Here is a 19,372-nt window from a genome sequence, read left to right on the forward strand (position 1 = left end):
CATTACGCTCAAAGTTCAGGTGTCCGGCTTGCCTGCTTTGAATGCGTACCGGCATCAAGACTGATTGCTGAGCACAGCCGCGAGGCTTAAATCGCGCGATGGCTTTCCTGCAGTGCTTCCCGCGTATGGTCCCGGTTAACGGTTGCCAGCACCCTTTGGGCAAGTTTCGCGGTCGATTTGCGCGCTGTCAATGATCCGGCTGCCAGAGCTCAAGACGGATCATCGGTTTTGAGCAATGCGTTAAGGCATCTTCAACATCGACAACCCGCGCTAAGAGTAGCTCGTTGCTTCAGGCATTTGCAGGACCGAAATTAGTGCAGGTTACTGACCAAAACGGTGTCAAAACGTCCCCAAACGAAAAAGGCCGGCCGCCTTGCGGGCGGACCAGCCATCTTTTTATCCGTATTACGGCTACCTTCGTTCAAGCAGCAGCCCAGTTTACTTAGCCGATCAGGATGCGTTCGATTTTGGCGCGGCGGCAGCGGGTTGCGGTGCTGCGGCTGCTGCCGGGTTGCCGGTCTGCTTGGCACCCGAGCGGCTGGGGTTCAGCGGGTCGTCCTGACGCTGCACGGAACCTTCGAAATGCGCGCCGCTTTCAATGGCGATGGTCTTGTGGATGATGTCGCCTTCGACACGGGCGGTCGAGGTGAGACGAACCTTGAGACCACGGACACGGCCCACGATACGGCCGTTCACGACGACATCGTCTGCCGTCACTTCGCCCTTGATGGTGGCGGATTCGCCGATGGTCAGCAGGTGCGCGCGAATGTCTCCTTCGACAGTTCCTTCGACCTGGATGTCGCCGCTGGTCTTGATGTTGCCGGTGATGTGCAGATCGGCAGACAGGGTCGACGCGGGCGGTTTCGCCTTGGGCGAGCTGGTCTTGTAGTCACTTGCGGAAGGAGCACCAGTCGACGTGGACGGGGCAGGGGACGCGTGGGACTCGTCAGCGCTCTTGGAGCCGGGCTCGTTGATTTTGCTCTTTGAAAACATTGTTCGCAGCCTTGATGTAGATCATGGGGTTAACGGGCGTTCCGTCCACACGCACTTCGTAGTGCAGATGGGTGCCGGTGACCCGACCGGTATTACCCATATCACTGATGTGATCCCCGCGCGAGACCCTTTGTCCGACCTTCACACGAAGCTTTGAGTTGTGAGCGTAATAGGTTTCGATCCCGAAGGCGTGCTTGATCTTGATCAGTCGGCCAAAGCCCGACATCCAGCCCGCATGCGACACGACACCGTCGGCCGTGGCATAGATATTGGTGCCCATCGGACCCGCGAAATCCGACCCGTTATGCATGCGGCGTCCGCCGGTCTTGGGGTCGCGCCGGTAGCCGAAACCGCTGGTATAGCGAACGGCGTCGCGGATCGGGCTGGCAAAGGGCGCTTTCTTGGCTGCGATGCGATACATGTTCAGCAGATCCATCTGCGTCAGCAGTTTGTTGGCGCGCATTTCATCGGCCGAGGGTTCTTCGCCCCGTGTCGAGAAGGTCAGCGGCGTGAGGGGGCCGCCCTGGCCACTGTACCCGCGGCGCACCTGGTCGAGCAGACGGTCCGTCGAGAGACCCGCGCTCTTGAACATCTCGTCCAGCGGTACGATGGAAACGGCCATCGCGTCTTCGAGCTGGCCAAAGATCTGATCGTTCTTTTCTTCGAGCAGCCGCAGCTCCAGTTCCATCTCGTTGCGCTGCTCGATGGCGTTACGCGCGTCGGCATAGATCCGGTCGCGTTCTACCGCGGTCTCTTCCAATGCCTCGGACATGAAATTCAGCGGCTCGGGTGAGCTGCTGGCGACGCGGCTGGTTTCTTCGGATGTTTCCTCTTGCAGCGCGGCCAGCGCTTCGCGGGCGGCTTCGCGGTCCTGCATCGTGTCGCGCAGGGTGGACTGGATCACGTCAATGCCGGTGGCCAGTTCATCACGGCGGGTTTCGGATGCCAGCAGTTCGGACTGCATGCGCGAAATCTGCGCCAGCGCTGTGTTGAACCGTTCCTGCGCAGCTACGGCTTCGGCGGCGCGCATGTCGCGCTCGCTGCTGATCGCGTTCAGCCGGTCCTGAAACAGCTGCTGGTCGAGCTTTGCCTGATCGCGGAAGTTGCTCGCGCCGATCGTGTCCATAACGACGATGGCCGTGGCGACAATGGTCCAGCCGACGATTGCGGTCACGCCAGCATAGGCAACAAGCTGAATTTCGGGTTTGAGGCGGATAAAACGCGTATCAGAGTCGGATTTGAGGAAGATACGTCGTTCAGGAAAGAGTCTTTCCAACGTTGTGTGTATCTTGATTGCCAGCCGTGTCCGCACGCTGTGCTCCTTGTCCCATCCCACCCAAGTTGGCGCGCATTCCCCAATGCTTGCACCACGGACCATTGCATATCGTCGTGATACCCGTTGAGCAAGCGGCCATCCCGCAACACCGGCAGGTAAGCGCGGAATTTGAGCAAATTGGCAAAAAACCGCCGAGATGCAAGGACATGAGTTTTAATGTCATGTTAACCACCGAAGTGCTTCAGCGGCTTTTCGCGGCGTGGTTTACCATTCACGGCGATGGTGTCGAAACTGCCGGAAACGACGCGGACTAAATGAATTATTCGGCTTTAATGAATTGTTACTTACAATTGATGCGGAAGACATGCGCCATTTAAACGAATTGCTCGTCAGGCTTTGTCTTCAATTGATCCGATCGATCGCGAAATAAGATCAATTCCATCCGCGATGGGCAAGTTCGCGCCCGAATAGCCAACTCATGAGAGGTTACCCGCCAATTCGGCAGGCGGGGTTCGAATTGTTTTGGTCAGTAACCCAAGTCTTTCGCTAGTTTTGTGCCGTCGCTGGCGGCGCCAATCGCCTATGAGCGGTCTAGTTGGCCATCGACCGCTATTCTTGCCATGCGAGTATGTCCGCATGGCAAGGTGTAACGTTGAGACTAAAGAAGCTTTAACCGCCGCAACGTGCAATCCAACGTAATTACCTAGAGGGCGCGCACAGCCGCAAGCACTTCGTCGACATGGCCGTCGACCTTCACCTTGGGCCAGATCTCTTTGATCATGCCGTCCGCCCCGATGAGGATCGTCGAGCGTTCAATCCCCCAGAAAGTCTTGCCGTACATCTTCTTTTCTTTCCAGACGCCGTAATCCTCGCAGGTCGTGCCCTCGGCATCGGACAAAAGAGGGGTCGTCAGCGAATGTTTTTCGACAAAGTTGTCGTGCTTTTTCACGCTGTCCTTCGAGATGCCGAACACCTTCGCGCCTGCGGCTTCGAAGGCGGGCATTTCGCTTGAAAAGCCGATCGATTCCTTGGTGCAGCCCGGGGTGTTGTCCTTGGGATAGAAGAACAGCACAACAGGCGAGCCGCGCAGCTCGGACAGTGTGACCGTTCCGCCGCCATCCCTCGGCAGGGTGAAATCAGGGGCGGTATCGTTGATGTCGGGCATTGAATGGCTCCGCGAGTTGGGACAAATGTGAATTTCATAATAACGCGTTATCGGCGACAATAAAGGCGTGCAGGCGGAAATGAACGGGTTGCGCTATCGTGACTGAGGGCGATCAGAATGCACCGGAGCCGCCACCGCGCGGCGCCCGGCGCAAGCGAAGACTGGCCCTTAAAGCCTGTCTGATATCGCTTGTCTTCATTGTCCTGCTCGGGGCGGTCGCCGCCGGTGGCGTTTACATGATGATCGGCCGGACGATGAGCGCGCCGTTTTGGGTGCAGGAGCGTATCGAGGACCGTTTCGAGGCGGATTTCGCGCCGCTTCAGATCGAGTTCGACGAGCTTGAATTCGTGCTCGGCACCGGCTGGAGGCCACGAATCCGGTTGCAAAACACCGCTATCAGCGACGGCAGCGGGCGCGAGATCGTCCGGCTGAACCGAATGGGGGCCAGCCTTGCCATGCGGCCCTTGCTCAAGGGTAGTGTCCAGCCGAAACGGATCTACCTGTCGGGCGTGCTAGCAACCCTGCGCCGAGATGCCGATGGCAAGATGGCGCTGCTCTTCGGGGATGGCGCGACGCCGTTTCGCAGCGCGGCCAACCTGCCGCAGCTTCTCGATTCATGGGCCCAGACCCTGCGCCAGCCAAAGCTGAGCGCCCTGACATCGGTTTCCGTCGACGGGGTCACGCTGCGCTACGAGGATCTGTTTCAGGGCCGCGCATGGACACTTGATGGCGGGCAGTTGTCGATGGACCGCGACGGCGACGAATTGCAGATATCCTCTAGCGCGGGCCTGCTGGGCGGCAGCGATCTGGCCGGTCTGGTCGAGGCGAATTTTACCAGCCGCATCGGTGACGTCGCCGCGCGTTTCGGCATTTCGATCCGGGATATCGCGGCGCCCGACATTGCCGCGCAAAGCGTCGCGCTTGGCTGGCTGGGCGTTCTGCGGGCGCCGATCTCGGGGTCGCTTCGCGGGCAGGTTGATGAGAGGGGCAAGCTCGGCCCCCTATCGGCGACGCTTCAGATTGGGGCCGGGGCAGTGCAGCCCAATCCCAACGCGCGCCCGATCCCCTTTGACGGTGCCCGCAGCTATTTCACCTATGATCCGGCGGGGCAGGTGCTGCAATTCGACGAACTTTCGATTTCGAGCGCCTGGGGCTCGGGGTTTGCCGAGGGTCGCGCTTATTTGGGCAATGCCGAGGGCGAGGTGCTCAAGGAAATGGTGGGGCAATTCCGGTTCAGCGAACTGGTGCTGCAACCGGCTGACCTTTATGAAAAGCCGCTTGAAATCGACAGCGCCAGCGCCGATTTCCGTCTCGAACTCGACCCGTTCCGCCTGCAACTGGGCGAATTGCTGATCGGCGACGATGAGAGCGAGTTGAATATGTCGGGCCATATGTCGGCGGGCAGCAAGGGCTGGCAGATCGCCATGGACGCCCATCTGAACGAAATGACGCCCGAAAGGCTAATCGAGATCTGGCCCGACGGTGCCGCCGCCAAACCGCGAAAATGGGTCACGGATAATGTCCGTAGCGGCCTGTTGCGCGACGTGAACCTCGCGTTGCGGATCGAGCCAAAGCAGAAGCCGGAAGTTTACGTCGATTTCGATTTTGAGGATGCCGAGGTCAAGTTCCAGCGTCACATGCCGACGATGACCGGCGCTTCGGGGCAGGCGACGCTGGCAGAGAACCGGTTTGTCGCGACCGCGAGCTCCGGCATTGTGACCGCCGACGAGGGCGGCGCGGTGGATGTCTCGGGGACGTCCTTTATCATTCCGGACATCGGAATCCGTGAGGCGGCGCCGGGCATCGTTCGGTTCCGGGGCAGCGGACCGATCACCGCCGCCCTGTCGCTCCTGAACCGGCCGCCGCTTTCGGTGATGGACAAGACGTCCCTTCCGGTGGACCTTGCCAAGGGTAATATCGAGCTGACCGGAACACTGGCGACTCCGCTCAAGAAGGGCACGCCTTTCGAAAAGGTCGAATTCCATTTCGACGGCAATATCGAACAGGTCGAAAGCTCGGTTCTGGTGCCCGAGCATGTTGTGAATGCGGACAAGCTCCGTATTCGCGGCGATCAGGGGCAGGTCATCATTTCCGGCGATGGCGCGATTGACGGCGTGCCCGCGACGGTCGCCTGGCGTCAGCCCATTGGCAAGGGGGCACCCAAGGCAAGCCGAGTCGAAGGCAATATCGAACTTTCCCAAGAACTGCTTGATACGTTCCGGATCGCATTGCCTAAGGGCAGCGTTTCGGGGCAGGGCGATGCCGGTTTCACGATCGACTTTGCGCCGGACACGCCGCCCGCGCTGAACATCGAATCCGAACTTGTCGGGGTGGATCTGCGCGTGCCGCAGATCGGTTGGCGCAAGGGGCCGGACACGGCCGGGAAGCTGACCCTGTCTGCAACGCTGAGCCAGCCGCCCAAGGTCGAAAGCCTGTCCATCGAGGGCGCCGGTCTCTCGGCGCAGGGAGCGGTCAGCCTGACCGGTGACGGTGATCTTGAACGGGTCAGTTTTGGCTCTGTCCGGATGGGTGGCTGGCTGAACGTGCGCGCCGATCTCGTCGGACGCGGAGAGGCCCCGCCGATTTTGCGCGTCTACGGCGGCACGCTTGATATGCGCAGCGCCCAGTTCGGCTCTGGCGGCGGCGGTGGCGGCGGGGCCTCCAGCCCAATGGAGGTGTCGCTCGACCGGTTGCAGATCACCGATACCATGGCGCTGACCGGCTTTTCCGGCAGTTTCACCACGACGGGCGGGCTGAACGGCGAATTCCGGGGACGGGTGAACGACGGCACTGCGGTGACCGGGCGCGTGGTGCCGCAAAAAGGGCGCAGCGCTTTCCGGCTCTTGTCGCAAGACGCGGGCGGTGTGTTTCGCTCCGCCGGTATTCTGAAACAGGGGCGTGACGGCAGTTTCGAACTAACCCTCGTGCCAGCCGATCAGCCTGGCTATTTCGACGGCCAGCTAAGGGTCGAGAACACGCGGGTCGAGGACGCCCCGGCGATTGCCGCGCTGCTCAATTCGATCAGCGTCATTGGTCTCCTCGACGAGATGACCGGGCAGGGGATCCAATTCTCCGAAGTCGATGCCCGGTTTCTTCTCGGGCCGTCGCAGCTCACGCTTTATTCGTCCAGCGCGGTGGGTCCGTCGATTGGTATCTCGATGGACGGGACATTCGATGTGCGCAATGCGCTGCTGAACATGCAGGGGGTGATCTCGCCCGTTTATCTGCTGAACTCCATCGGATCGGTGCTAACACGCAAGGGCGAAGGCCTGCTTGGCTTTAACTTTACCCTGACGGGACCGGCGGCGGACCCGAAGGTCGGGGTCAACCCTCTGTCGGCACTGGCCCCCGGTGCGATCCGCGAGATCTTTCGCGCACCTGCACCGACTAGGCCCGACGGTACCACCCCGGCGACAAGGAACGCGCCGACTGCGAAACCGCCGGCAGGCGGATTTGGCGAAGGGGCCGGGGGCGGGCGATAAGAGACAGTGGTCAATCGCCGCGACAGGGCCTATAGCGCGGCGTCATGAAGCTTTCTGATTTCGATTTCGACCTGCCGAATGACCGTATCGCCCTGCGCCCCGCTGTGCCGCGCAGCTCGGCGCGCCTTTTGGTGGCTGATCGCGGGACAATCAACGACGCCCATGTCCACGACCTGCCGGACTGGCTGTGCTCGGGAGACCGGCTGGTGTTGAACGATACGCAGGTAATCCCTGCACGGCTCACCGGTCAGCGACGTCGCAGCGGCGCCCAGGGTGATACGGCAGCGCGGATCGAACTGACGCTGCTCGAACCGCGCGCCGATGGTTGCTGGACGGGGTTAATCAAACCGCTGAAGAAGATACGGCCCGGCGAGACGATCCATTTCACCGACGCGCTTTCGGCCGAGCTGGTCGGGGTCGAAGAGGGACAGGGCATCGTGCGGTTCAATCTTGCCGGTGGCGATTTCGACGCCGCGCTCGAAGAGGCCGGGCAGATGCCGCTGCCGCCCTATATCGCCTCGCAACGGCCAGCGGATGCACAGGACAAGACCGATTACCAGACAGTATTCGCGCGTGTCCCCGGAGCGGTGGCCGCGCCGACCGCATCGCTGCATTTCGACGACGCCTTGCTGGCGCAACTGAAAGAGCGCGGCGTGGAATTCACGCATGTGACGCTGCACGTGGGGGCGGGCACTTTCCTGCCGGTCAAGGTCGAGGATGTGACCACCCACAAGATGCACGCCGAATGGGGCGAGGTCAGCGAACAGGCCGCTGCCGAAATCGCCGCGACGCGCGCGAGTGGCGGGCGCGTGATACCCGTCGGCACGACGGCGCTGCGCCTTATCGAAAGCGCGGCGCGCGGTGGCGAAATCGCGCCGTGGCGGGGCGAGACCGATATCTTTATCTACCCGGGTTTCGAATTCCACGTGACAGACGCGCTGATGACGAATTTCCACCTGCCGAAATCCACGCTTCTCATGCTTGTATCCGCGTTGATCGGTTATGAAGAAATGCGCGTTATCTACGACCATGCGGTCAAAACCGGATACAGGTTTTTCTCCTATGGCGACTCCTCGCTTTTGATCCCGCGCTGACCGTCGCCCGCGCCGTTGTGCAGGGTGAAACCGCGCGGTCAGTTCTGGGGTTGCGGCGCTACTGTGACTTGGTATGTCGCGGCCAAAGGGGATTTCCCCGCGGATGAGTCGGACAAGGGGCACTGGAAGCCCCGCGTGTAGCAGAGGTGTGTGATGTTTCAGGTATTGTCGAGCGCATGGGCGCTATTGCTGGGGCTTGGGCTCCTGATGATCGGCAACGGCCTGCAGGGTACGTTGCTGGGCGTGCGCGGCGATATCGAGGGCTTTTCGACACTCGAGCTTTCCTTCGTGATGTCTGCCTATTTCGTCGGCTTCCTCGGCGGGTCGCGTATGGCGCCCGACATGATCCGTCGCGTTGGACACGTCCGCGTTTTTGCGGCGCTGGCCTCGCTGATTTCCTGCGTGATGATTCTTTATCCGCTGCTTACGCATCCGATCTACTGGGTGCTGGGCCGCATCGTCATCGGGTTCTGTTTTTCGGGCGTGTATGTGACTGCTGAAAGCTGGCTCAACAACGCAGCCGATAACGACAACCGTGGCAAGGCACTGTCGCTTTACATGATCGTGATGATGCTTGGCGTGGTGCTGTCGCAGGCACTGATGATCGTGGCCGACCCGTCGGGGTTTGAAACCTTCATCATCGCCTCGGTGCTGATCTCGATTTCCTTCGCGCCGATTTTGCTGTCGATCAGCCCGACGCCGGCTTTCGAATCCACCAAGCCTAAGTCACTGGCCGAGATCATGCGTATCTCTCCTCTTGGCTGTGTCGGCATGTTCCTGCTTGGCGGCGTCTTTGCGGCCCAGTTCGGGATGAGCGCGGTTTACGGGGCTAAGGCCGGTCTTACAGTGCCGCAGATCTCGATCTTTGTCGGGACATTCTATGTGGGCGCGCTGCTGATGCAGTACCCGTTGGGATGGCTGTCGGACCGGATGGATCGTCGTTTTCTGATCTTTATCGTTGCGGCTCTTGGGGCCGTTGCCTCTCTGCTGGGCATGGTATTCGGCGGCGTATTCATCTTTCTTCTGGTGGCCGCATTTGTCATCGGCGGCACCACAAACCCGCTCTACTCGTTGCTGATCGCCCATACCAACGACTTCCTCGAGCATGAGGACATGGCCGCGGCCTCGGGTGGGCTGGTCTTTATCAACGGGGTCGGCGCGATCTCTGGCCCGCTGATCACCGGCTGGCTGATGGAGGACCGTATATTTGGACCGGCAGGGTATTTCCTGCTTCTTGTGGTCCTGCTGGCGGCGCTGGCGCTCTATGCGCTCTACCGGAACACGGTCCGGCCCTCTGTCTCTGTCGAAGAAGCTGGCAACGTCGCACCGATGTGGCCTGCCTCGACCGCCATGGCCGTCGAGATTGCGCAGGAATTCACCATTGATACCGAAACAGAGGAACAAAACCCTTCTTAAGCTGGGATTTATGTCGTGCTTGTCGCAAATTGTTACTGTAACACTCGTGTAAACAGTCGATACTCTCAGAATTGAATTAGGGTGTTTTAACAGATCTGGAGTGGACCCATGCTTGGCCCTGAAGATGTATTGAGTTTCTGGTTGGACGATGTAGGCCCAAAAGGATGGTACGAGGTCGACGAAGACCTCGACGCGCGCATTACAGAAAAGTTCAAATCCATGTGGGAAGGCGCGGGTGAGGGGAAATACTCTCTCTGGCTCACGTACCCCAGCGGCGCCTTGGCCTATATTGTGTTGCTCGATCAGTTCCCCCGCAACATGTTCCGCAATTCGCACCTTGCCTTTGCAACCGACAAATGGGCGCTGGCAGCGGCGAAAGTGTCGATTTCCAAGAACTGGGATCTCAGGATCGACGAGCCTGCGCGACAGTTCTTTTACCTGCCTCTCATGCATTCCGAAAACCTGAGCGATCAGGACCGGTGCGTGCGTTTGTTGTGCGAGCGTATGCCCGAAACAGGGGCGTCGAATCTGCTGCATGCCCGGGCGCATCGTCAGGTGATACGGAAGTTTGGTCGTTTCCCACATCGAAACAAAGCGCTGGATCGCGCGCCAACTGGTTCCGAAACAGAATATGTGTCTGCCGGCGGATACGGACAGACCGTGCGCGAGCTTCAGGCCGCAGAGTAGTTGTTTTTCCGTAACTTACGCGGCTCTCCTTTCGGGCCGCGCGCGTTCTACGCGGGGTTGCATCAGGAATTTCAGGAACCCGTCTGCGGCGGGGTACGTTAAAATTCCGCAAGCAGGCTGGATAAATCCTGTGGCCGGAGCGGCTCTGCCCTGAGAGGGGTATGTCGTTCCACCAGCCTGCGGCGTTGACTGAGACAGGACGTTTGAATGGTATTTAAGTTTAAGAGTCTCATAGCGTTTCTGATCGTCTTCCTGTCTGCTTGCACCCAAGTCCAACAACCCGGCCCCGACACCCAGATCATTGCCATAGGCGACAGCGTCATGGCGTGGAACGGGCGGCAAGGGGCGGCCGTGCCGGACGTGGTCCAGGAAATCACCGGGCTCAGAACGCGGAATCTCGCGGTGTCCGGTGCCAAGTTCAGCAACGCGAATCCCGAACAGGTTGCAGAAGGCTATGACGTGCGGGCTCAATATGTACCCGGCGATTGGGAGTGGGTTCTGTTCAATGGAGGGGCCAACGATCTGATGGGAGAATGCGGCTGCAAGCAGTGCGAAGATACACTGGACGCGATGATCTCGGAAAGCGGGACCAGCGGGTCCATGCCTGCCTTTTTGCGCCCCATCGCCGAGGACGGGCACAAGGTCATGATCATGGGCTATTACAATAGTAGCGAGCGTCCGAATTCCTTTGATGCCTGCGGGTACAACTTTGACCAGCTCGCCGAACGGCAGCAGCGCTTTGCCAATGCGACGCCGGGCGTCTTTTACGTGGACGGTCGCAAGGTGATCGACCCGAGCGATCAAAGCCACTTTTTCATCGACCATGTGCATCCTTCCCGCATGGGGTCGCGTCTGTTGGGTGAGCTGGTCGCAGCGGGCATGAAATCCGCGCGTTAACCCGTTTCGCCCATGCGGTGTCAGCCCGGCATTGATGCACTGCCGGAAGTGGTTTAATGGTGAACTAATTTTCATACCTTTCCCGGGGACCTGACATGGCAGCCAAATCCTTTGATCTGATCGTAATTGGGGCGGGGCCGGGCGGCTATGTGGCCGCGATCCGTGCAGCGCAGCTTGGCCTGAATGTCGCGATTGTCGAACGCGAGCATATGGGCGGCATTTGCCTCAACTGGGGCTGTATCCCGACCAAGGCGCTGCTGCGCACCTCCGAGGTGTATCACCTCATGGAACGGGCCAAGGAATTTGGCCTGAGCGCCGACAAGATCGGGTTCGATCTGGACGCGGTGGTCAAGCGCTCGCGCCAGGTGGCGGGGCAGCTTTCGGGTGGCATCGGCCATCTGATGAAGAAGAACAAGATTACGACCGTAATGGGTGAGGCCAAGCTGACCGGCAAGGGTAAGGTCGCGGTCAAGACCGATAAGGGAACCGAGGATCTGACCGCCAAGAACATCGTTCTGGCAACCGGTGCTCGCGCACGGCAATTGCCTGGGCTTGAGGGCGATGGCGATCTGGTCTGGACCTACAAGGACGCGCTCGCCCCCAAACGCATGCCTAAAAAGTTGCTGGTGATTGGCTCGGGCGCGATCGGCATTGAATTTGCAAGTTTTTATCACACGATGGGCGCCAAGGCGACGGTGGTCGAGGTGATGGACCGGATTCTGCCGGTCGAAGACGCAGAGATCAGCGCCTTCGCCAAGAAGCAGTTCACCAAGCAGGGTATGGTCATCAAGGAAAAGGCGACGGTCAAGAAACTCGATCGTGCCAAGGGCAAGGTGACGGCGCATATCGAGATCGGTGGCAAGACCGAGACCGAGGAATTCGACACGGTTATCTCGGCGGTTGGTATCGTCGGCAACGTGGAAAACCTTGGGCTGGAAGAGCTTGGTGTGAAGATTGACCGGACCCATGTAGTGGTGGATGAATACTGCCGCACCGGGGTCGAGGGGCTGTATGCTATCGGCGATATCGCGGGCGCGCCCTGGCTGGCGCACAAGGCCAGCCACGAAGGCGTCATGGTTGCCGAGCTGATCGCGGGCAAGCATCCGCATCCCGTCAAACCCGAAGCCATAGCGGGCTGCACTTATTGCCAGCCGCAGGTCGCCAGCGTCGGCTATACCGAGGCCAAGGCCAAGGAGCTTGGCTACAAGATCAAGGTCGGCAAGTTTCCCTTTATCGGCAACGGCAAAGCGATTGCGCTCGGGGAGCCCGAGGGCATGATCAAGACGATCTTTGACGAAAAGACCGGCGAACTTCTGGGCGCGCATATGGTCGGGGCCGAAGTGACGGAACTGATCCAGGGGTATGTGGTCGGTCGTCAGCTTGAAACCACCGAAGAGGACCTGATGAACACGGTCTTCCCGCACCCCACACTGAGCGAGATGATGCATGAATCCGTGCTCGATGCCTTTGATCGCGTGATCCATATGTGAGCTCAAATTGGCCGAAAATCGCGATGCACAAGCTGTACACCACCTGTACACCCCCTGTGCATCGCGGTGTCGGACTCTGGCGGTATTTGCGCATTCAGCGGCGTGGGCGCAGGCCCGGAATTTTCTTTCATTTTGAGCAAGTGCTGACTAGGACTGGGGCGTCGAGCGGGGGCCGACGGCGGGAAAACGCGCGATGCCTAGTCTGAACCGGGTAAAGATGATGAAAGCCAGCCGCGCGATGATCCGCGCGCTTGGTCCCGAGGGGCTTCACGTGGCCGAAATTTCGGGCAAATGGGGCCAGCAGTTTGGTTTTGGCTGCTACGAGCGGTTTCACTTTCCCAAGCATGATATCTGCCTTGGCCCCTTTCTGGATGATGCCGGGCAACCCCGCCAGTTCGACCTGATCCTTGCCAATCAGGTCTGGGAACATCTCGACAAACCCTATGCCGCGACGCGCCACGTGCGTGAGATGCTGCGCCCTGGCGGGCATTTCTGGCTGGCCGTGCCGTTTTTTGTGCCCTTCCACGCGGCACCGGTGGATTGTTCCCGGTGGACGGCGCGGGGGCTAAAGAACCTGCTGATCGAGGCCGGTTTCGACGAGAACGCGATCGAGGTCGATCAATGGGGCAATCGCGCAGCGGCCAAACGCAACCTTGAGCCCGGCTGGCCGCCCGCCTATGACCGCAAAAGCGACAGCCTGCTGAATGAACCGGATATGCCGATCTGCGCCTGGGCCCTGGCAAGAAAGACCTGATTTATGGAAACAACGTCATTCGGCCGCGTTCTGGGGTTATGGGCCGCGGGGTTGGGGGCTGCCGCGCAGTTCGGCAAGGTTTCGGTCAGCTACCCGCTCTTGGCGGAACATTACGGTTCGACCGGGGCAGCGCTGGGGTTTGCGGTGTCGCTTGTCGGCTTCGTCGGCGTGATCTTTGGTGTGACGGCGGGGTTGATCGTGGCGCGCGTCGGCTATCGCCGGGCGCTGCTGGCTGCGCTGGGGCTGGGTGTGGTGATGTCCGCCTATCAGGCGAGCCTGCCGGCACTGCCGCTGTTCCTTGTGAGCCGGGCGCTTGAAGGGGCGTCGCATCTTGCCATCGTGGTCGCCGCGCCGACGCTGATTGCACAGATAAGCGTGCCGCAACATCGGGGGTTCACCCTGTCGCTGTGGTCGACATTTTTTGGCGTGGCCTTTGCCTTTCTCGTGCTGGTCGGTGAACCGCTTGCCCGGCAACATGGGGTGGGGGCGCTGTTCGGCGCCCATGCGATCTATATGGCCGTGATGGCCGTTCTGATCGCCGTGGCGCTGCCGCGCGATGTGATCGGTCCGCGCGATTTGCCGCTAAGTCTTGGCTCGGTTCTGCGGGACCACGGGCGGATCTACTCCTCTCCCAGGTTGAGCGCGCCTGCACTGGGGTGGGTCTGTTACGCGGCGGCCTGGGTCGCGACGCTGACCATCATGCCGCTGTTCATGCCCGAGGAAAGCCGTGCAATGATCGTGGGGACGATGCCTTTGGCCGGGATCGCGACCTCGATGACGCTTGGGGTGTGGTTGCTGCGGCGTTTGCCCGCTGTCCGGGTGATCATGGCCGGTTTTGCGTTGAGCTTCACCGCCAGCGTTTTGATCTGGTTGACTGGCGCGGGGTGGTCCTACCTGATGCTGGCAATGTCGCTGGGGCTGGTGCAGGGCGCAAGCTTTACCGCGATCCCGCAGCTGAACCCCACACCGCAGGGGCAGGCGATGGCCAATGGCGCGCTGGCGCAGATGGGCAATCTGGGCAATACGCTGGGGACACCGGTTCTTGCCCTGCTGGTGGCCGGACAGGGGCGCGGCGGTTTCATGATCTTTGCCGGAACGGTTTTTGCCTGCGGATTCGGCATCCATCTGCTGCTTTCACGGCTGCGGGCCCGGAATACCGATTGAATGTTCCTATAATGTTCTGAAAATGCTATTGGAGACTCACGAGGTCCGTCCTATGTCTGACGTGACAACCCGGGGGCATCATGGCCGAGCTGAAATATATCGAAGTGCGCGGCGCGCGCGAACACAATCTCAAAGGCATCGACGTGGACATTCCGCGGGACCAGCTGGTGGTGATCACCGGGCTGTCCGGATCGGGTAAGTCCTCTCTCGCCTTTGATACGATCTATGCCGAGGGGCAGCGCCGCTATGTCGAATCCCTGTCGGCCTATGCGCGGCAGTTCCTCGACATGATGGAAAAGCCCGACGTGGATCATATCAGTGGTCTGTCCCCGGCGATTTCGATCGAACAAAAGACGACATCGAAGAACCCGCGGTCGACCGTGGGCACCGTGACCGAGATTTACGACTACCTGCGTCTGCTGTTCGCGCGGGCGGGGACGCCCTATAGCCCCGCCACCGGCAAGCCCATCGAGGCGCAGCAGGTGCAGGATATGGTCGACCGGATCATGGACATGGAGGAGGGCACGCGGGCCTATCTGCTGGCGCCCATCGTGCGTGACCGGAAAGGCGAATATCGCAAGGAATTCCTTGAGCTTCGCAAACAGGGCTTTCAGCGCGTCAAGGTAAACGGCGAGTTTCACGAACTTGACGAGCCGCCGACGCTCGACAAGAAATTCCGTCACGAGATCGACGTGGTCGTCGACCGCATCGTGGTGCGCGAAGGTCTTGAGACGCGGCTGGCGGATAGCTTGCGCACCGCGCTGGATCTGGCGGACGGGATCGTCATTATGGAGACGGCAACGGACGAGCCAGAGCGCATCACCTTCAGCGAGAAATTCGCCTGTCCGGTGAGCGGGTTTACCATCCCTGAGATTGAACCGCGCCTGTTCTCGTTCAACGCGCCGGTCGGGGCCTGTCCGGATTGCGACGGGCTTGGGGTTGAACTGTTTTTCGACGAACGGCTGGTAGTGCCGGATCAGAACCTCAAGGTCTATGACGGGGCGCTGGCGCCGTGGCGTAAGGGCAAATCGCCCTATTTCCTCCAGACCATCGAGGCCATCGCCAAGCATTACGGGTTCGACAAGAACGCCAAGTGGAAAGATCTGCCCGAGAAGGTGCAGAACGTGTTCCTCTACGGGTCGGGCAAGGAAGAGATCCAGTTCCGCTATGATGAGGGCGGGCGTGTGTATCAGGTGTCGCGCGTCTTCGAGGGCGTGATTCCCAACATGGAGCGGCGCTATCGCGAGACCGACAGCAACTGGGTCCGCGAAGAATTCGAACGCTATCAGAACAACCGGCCTTGTGGCACATGCCACGGTTATCGGCTGCGGCCTGAAGCGCTTGCGGTTAAGATCGCCGATCTGCACGTGGGTCAGGTGGTCGAAATGTCGATCCGCGAGGCGCTCGACTGGGTGACGCATGCGCCGGAAAGTCTGGGCAAGCAGAAGAATGAAATTGCGCGGGCCATTTTCAAGGAGATCCGTGAGCGGCTTGGTTTCCTGAATAATGTTGGTCTTGAGTATCTTACACTGTCGCGTTCAAGCGGTACGTTAAGTGGCGGCGAGAGCCAGCGGATCCGACTGGCGAGCCAGATCGGGTCGGGTTTGCAGGGCGTTCTTTATGTTCTGGATGAACCTTCGATTGGCTTGCACCAGCGCGACAACGACCGGCTTTTGACGACGCTCAAGAACCTGCGCGATCAGGGAAACACGGTGATCGTCGTTGAACACGACGAAGAGGCGATCCGCGAGGCGGATTACGTCTTCGATATCGGCCCCGGTGCCGGGGTGCATGGCGGTCAGGTCGTGAGCCACGGCACGCCGGCCGAGATTGCTGCCGATACGCAATCGGTCACCGGGCAGTACCTTGCCGGGACGCGCGAAATCTCGGTGCCTGCCGAGCGGCGCAAGGGCAAGAAGAATAAGGCGGTGACTGTGGTGAAGGCCACTGGGAACAACCTCAAGGAGGTGACGGCCGCTTTCCCGCTGGGCAAGTTTGTCTGTGTCACCGGGGTGTCCGGTGGCGGGAAGTCGACGCTGACGATTGAAACGCTGTTCAAGACCGCCTCGATGCGGCTGAACGGAGCGCGACAGACACCTGCGCCCTGCGAGACGATCAAGGGGCTGGAGCATCTGGACAAGGTGATCGATATCGACCAGCGGCCCATCGGTCGGACTCCCCGGTCGAACCCGGCGACCTATACCGGTGCGTTTACCCCGATCCGGGACTGGTTCGCCGGCTTGCCCGAAGCCAAGGCTCGGGGCTACAAGCCCGGGCGGTTTTCCTTCAACGTCAAGGGCGGCCGCTGCGAGGCCTGTCAGGGCGATGGTGTCATCAAGATCGAGATGCACTTCCTGCCGGATGTCTATGTCGAATGCGAGACCTGCAAAGGTGCGCGATACAACCGCGAGACACTGGAAATTCAGTTCAAAGGCAAAAGTATAGCCGACGTTCTTGATATGACAGTTGAAGACGCGCAGGAGTTCTTTAAGGCGGTGCCGAGCATCCGTGAAAAGATGGATGCGCTGATGCGCGTCGGGCTTGGTTATATCAAGGTCGGTCAGCAGGCCACGACCCTGTCTGGTGGTGAAGCGCAGCGGGTGAAGCTGTCGAAGGAGCTGTCGAAACGCTCGACGGGCAGGACGCTCTATATCCTCGACGAGCCGACAACGGGGTTGCATTTCGAGGATGTGCGCAAGCTTCTTGAGGTGCTGCATGAGCTTGTGGATCAGGGCAACTCGGTGGTGGTGATCGAGCACAATCTTGATGTCATCAAGACCGCGGATCACCTGATCGACATCGGCCCCGAAGGCGGCGATGGCGGTGGCCGGATCGTTGCTGAAGGCACGCCGGAGGAGGTGGCCGAAGTGGATGAGAGCCACACCGGCCGCTATCTGAAGCCCATGCTGACGGCAAAGAAGGTCGCGGCGGAATAAGAAAACCGCCGACCCGAGCGGGACGGCGGTTTCTTTAAAAACTTACTTATTAACCTACGACTGGGTCAGTTGAGGAGGCGGTTGGCAAGCCCGATCACTGCAAGAATTTCGCTGGTTTCGCGGTCGACCTGATAGACGCCATCGCCGACGCGGTAGTAGGTGGCGTTCGGGTCAAGGCCGTAGCGCTGGGGACGCTCGATGACCACATAATCGCTGTCGACGCGTTCTCCGATGCGATATTCATAATGATCGTCGTACTGGTCATTTTCGTAAATTGGATCGAGCTGCTTTTTCGCCTGACCGGGGGGAACGCAGGGCGGGTTCTTTTTGGCTAGACCCGGCGGACAGCTCGACGCGACCTGTTGTGCGTTTGCTTTGTTCGGTTTGCCGTTGTTGGCGAGGGCGATACCGGGAAGGGTCAGCGCAACTGCGGCGCAAAGGGGCATGACAAAGTTCAAAGGTTTCATCGTTAAATCCTTTCTGTTGCTGGACTAACACCGTTCCGCGGCGAGGGGTTCCCGGTTAATGCGCCCAGAGCAAGAATCCGCTTGCTTCGCCGGTAGTCCGCTTATTGCGTCCAATTGCTTCTGAACTGCTCGTGTGAGCACGGTTCAGGAGGGCGCGCGCGCAACTTTCATCGGCCCTCCGGTTTCCAGAGCGGCATCAGTATTTTTGAAGAATATACAGAGGATTATTGCGTGACCGTCGGGCGCAGCGTCTCGAAAATTGGCGCGTAGATCGGTTCGGTACGCAGCAGCGGTTTAGCCAAGGGGCGACGTCCATTGCGATCTTCGAAATGGTTGAAAGCGTCGTCGAAACCCGCGTCGTCCTGATCGATCCGGTCAAAGCTGTCTTCGATCTCATCCGCTGCGGTGGGCGCGATCAAAAGGGGGAGCGCGCAGGCCGATGCGATGGCTTCGGAGATACAGCTTCCCGTTCCAACCTCATCCTCAGCGGTCATGATCCGAGCACTGGCCTGAGCCGGTACATAGGTCATGAGCGATACAAGAATGCTCAGGATGATGGTGTGGGAGAGGTTCATTGGCGCGGCTCGTCAGCTGTAATTGACGACCAACGTTCGCCGCGCCATTCTGGTTCCCTGCCGTTTCCACGAACGGCAAGAATAATTTTATTAACCCTCGCGGTTGCGCTTTTCGAACCGGGGGAGCATCGCGCTGAAGTCGCGGCCCTTGCCGTCTTCTTCTTCGACAAAGCGCGCATAGAGGGCCTGTGCAAGCTGCCCCATGGGCGTATCCGCATCGGCGCTTTCGGCGGCCTGCTGCGAGAGGCGCAGGTCCTTGAGCATCAGATCGGCAGCAAATCCGGGCTTATAGTCGTTATCGGCAGGGCTTTCCGGCCCGATGCCGGGGGCAGGGCAATAGGCGTTCATCGACCAGCTATAGCCCGATGAGGTCGACACCACGTCGAACATCTTTTGCCGATCGAGGCCCAGCTTGTCGGCAAGGGCGAAGGCCTCGCAGGTGGCGATCATGGTGACGCCAAGGATCATGTTGTTGCAAATCTTGGCGGATTGCCCCGCACCGGCGGCACCGCAATGCACGGCCTTTTGGCCCATGATGTCGAAAAGCGGCTCGGCCCGGGCGAACGCAGCATCAGAACCGCCTGCCATGAAGGTCAGCGTGCCGTTGGTGGCGCCGCCGACACCGCCCGACACGGGCGCGTCGACTGCCAGCATCCCGGCCTCTTCGGCCTGCGCCGCGACGGCGCGGGCGCTGTCCACATCGACGGTTGAGCAATCGACGAGGGTTGCGCCGTGGCGCATGGCGGGAATGATCTGATCGGCGACGCTGCGCAGGATGTCGCCGTTGGGCAGCATGGTGATGACCACGTCGGCACCTTCGACCGCGGCGATGGCACTCTCGGCGATGTCGACGCCGTTGATGCTGACCTTGGCCGTGTCAAAGCCGGTGACGTTGTGCCCGGCCTTCGCGAGATTGGCCGCCATCGGGCCACCCATATTGCCAAGTCCGATAAATCCGATGTTCATGTCGCCTCTC

At 60.1% G+C, this 19,372-nt stretch carries 15 protein-coding genes; 9 read left to right on the top strand and 6 right to left on the bottom strand.

Features of this window, described 5'->3' with window-relative positions; translation table 11 throughout:
• Nucleotides 1-450: 450 nt before the first annotated feature.
• The 3 genes from MF268_RS09355 to MF268_RS09365 all read right to left on the bottom strand — a co-directional run bounded on the left by MF268_RS09355 (nt 451) and on the right by MF268_RS09365 (nt 3,434).
• Nucleotides 451-993, bottom strand: a complete 543-nt coding sequence (locus MF268_RS09355; RefSeq protein WP_238370595.1) for a bactofilin family protein — start codon at nt 991-993, stop codon at nt 451-453.
• Nucleotides 947-2,305 carry a DUF5930 domain-containing protein gene (locus MF268_RS09360; RefSeq protein WP_238370596.1) on the bottom strand — a complete coding sequence of 453 codons (1,359 nt, stop codon included), beginning with the start codon at nt 2,303-2,305 and terminating at the stop codon, nt 947-949. The genes MF268_RS09355 and MF268_RS09360 overlap by 47 nt, the downstream gene beginning before the upstream one ends.
• Nucleotides 2,306-2,972: 667 nt before the next feature.
• Complete coding sequence (locus MF268_RS09365; protein ID WP_238370597.1) at nt 2,973-3,434, bottom strand: peroxiredoxin; 462 nt, start codon at nt 3,432-3,434, stop codon at nt 2,973-2,975.
• Nucleotides 3,435-3,532: 98 nt separating this feature from the next.
• Between MF268_RS09365 and MF268_RS25375 the strand changes: the two genes are divergently transcribed.
• The 9 genes from MF268_RS25375 to uvrA all read left to right on the top strand — a co-directional run bounded on the left by MF268_RS25375 (nt 3,533) and on the right by uvrA (nt 17,354).
• A complete protein-coding gene (locus tag MF268_RS25375; RefSeq protein ID WP_238370598.1) occupies nt 3,533-6,916 on the top strand; it encodes a YhdP family protein in 3,384 nt (1,127 codons plus the stop codon).
• A 44-nt stretch (nt 6,917-6,960) separates the two neighbouring features.
• Nucleotides 6,961-8,010 carry a tRNA preQ1(34) S-adenosylmethionine ribosyltransferase-isomerase QueA gene (queA, locus tag MF268_RS09375; RefSeq protein WP_238370599.1) on the top strand — a complete coding sequence of 350 codons (1,050 nt, stop codon included), beginning with the start codon at nt 6,961-6,963 and terminating at the stop codon, nt 8,008-8,010.
• 153 nt (nt 8,011-8,163) lie between these two features.
• Entirely contained in the window at nt 8,164-9,426 is a 1,263-nt protein-coding gene (locus MF268_RS09380; protein WP_238370600.1) for an MFS transporter, read from the top strand.
• Nucleotides 9,427-9,534: 108 nt separating this feature from the next.
• Nucleotides 9,535-10,113 carry a DUF924 family protein gene (locus MF268_RS09385; protein WP_238370601.1) on the top strand — a complete coding sequence of 193 codons (579 nt, stop codon included), beginning with the start codon at nt 9,535-9,537 and terminating at the stop codon, nt 10,111-10,113.
• A 207-nt stretch (nt 10,114-10,320) separates the two neighbouring features.
• On the top strand, nt 10,321-11,010 hold the full coding sequence (locus tag MF268_RS09390) for an SGNH/GDSL hydrolase family protein (protein WP_238370602.1): 690 nt from the start codon (nt 10,321-10,323) through the stop codon (nt 11,008-11,010).
• Nucleotides 11,011-11,105: 95 nt separating this feature from the next.
• Nucleotides 11,106-12,500, top strand: a complete 1,395-nt coding sequence (gene lpdA, locus MF268_RS09395; protein WP_238370603.1) for a dihydrolipoyl dehydrogenase — start codon at nt 11,106-11,108, stop codon at nt 12,498-12,500.
• 193 nt (nt 12,501-12,693) lie between these two features.
• Nucleotides 12,694-13,254 (top strand): class I SAM-dependent methyltransferase, encoded by a 561-nt coding sequence (locus MF268_RS09400; RefSeq protein WP_238370604.1) that lies wholly within the window; start codon nt 12,694-12,696, stop codon nt 13,252-13,254.
• A gap of 3 nt (nt 13,255-13,257) precedes the next feature.
• Nucleotides 13,258-14,418 carry an MFS transporter gene (locus tag MF268_RS09405; RefSeq protein ID WP_238370605.1) on the top strand — a complete coding sequence of 387 codons (1,161 nt, stop codon included), beginning with the start codon at nt 13,258-13,260 and terminating at the stop codon, nt 14,416-14,418.
• A gap of 80 nt (nt 14,419-14,498) precedes the next feature.
• A complete protein-coding gene (gene uvrA, locus MF268_RS09410) occupies nt 14,499-17,354 on the top strand; it encodes an excinuclease ABC subunit UvrA (RefSeq protein WP_238370606.1) in 2,856 nt (951 codons plus the stop codon).
• A gap of 65 nt (nt 17,355-17,419) precedes the next feature.
• On the opposite strand, the gene MF268_RS09415 is transcribed toward uvrA, so the two are convergent.
• The 3 genes from MF268_RS09415 to mmsB form a co-directional block, all read right to left on the bottom strand.
• Nucleotides 17,420-17,821: an excinuclease ABC subunit A gene (locus MF268_RS09415; protein ID WP_238370607.1), complete on the bottom strand. Its 402-nt coding sequence runs from the start codon at nt 17,819-17,821 to the stop codon at nt 17,420-17,422.
• A 224-nt stretch (nt 17,822-18,045) separates the two neighbouring features.
• The gene (locus tag MF268_RS09420) at nt 18,046-18,396 is read right to left on the bottom strand and encodes a hypothetical protein (RefSeq protein ID WP_238370608.1); all 351 of its coding nucleotides are present in this window, start codon (nt 18,394-18,396) and stop codon (nt 18,046-18,048) included.
• A gap of 90 nt (nt 18,397-18,486) precedes the next feature.
• Entirely contained in the window at nt 18,487-19,362 is an 876-nt protein-coding gene (mmsB, locus tag MF268_RS09425; protein WP_238370609.1) for a 3-hydroxyisobutyrate dehydrogenase, read from the bottom strand.
• Nucleotides 19,363-19,372 lie beyond the last annotated feature (10 nt).

The sequence above is a fragment of the Heliomarina baculiformis genome (genome assembly GCF_019966545.1).
GTDB lineage: Bacteria > Pseudomonadota > Alphaproteobacteria > Rhodobacterales > Rhodobacteraceae > Heliomarina > Heliomarina baculiformis.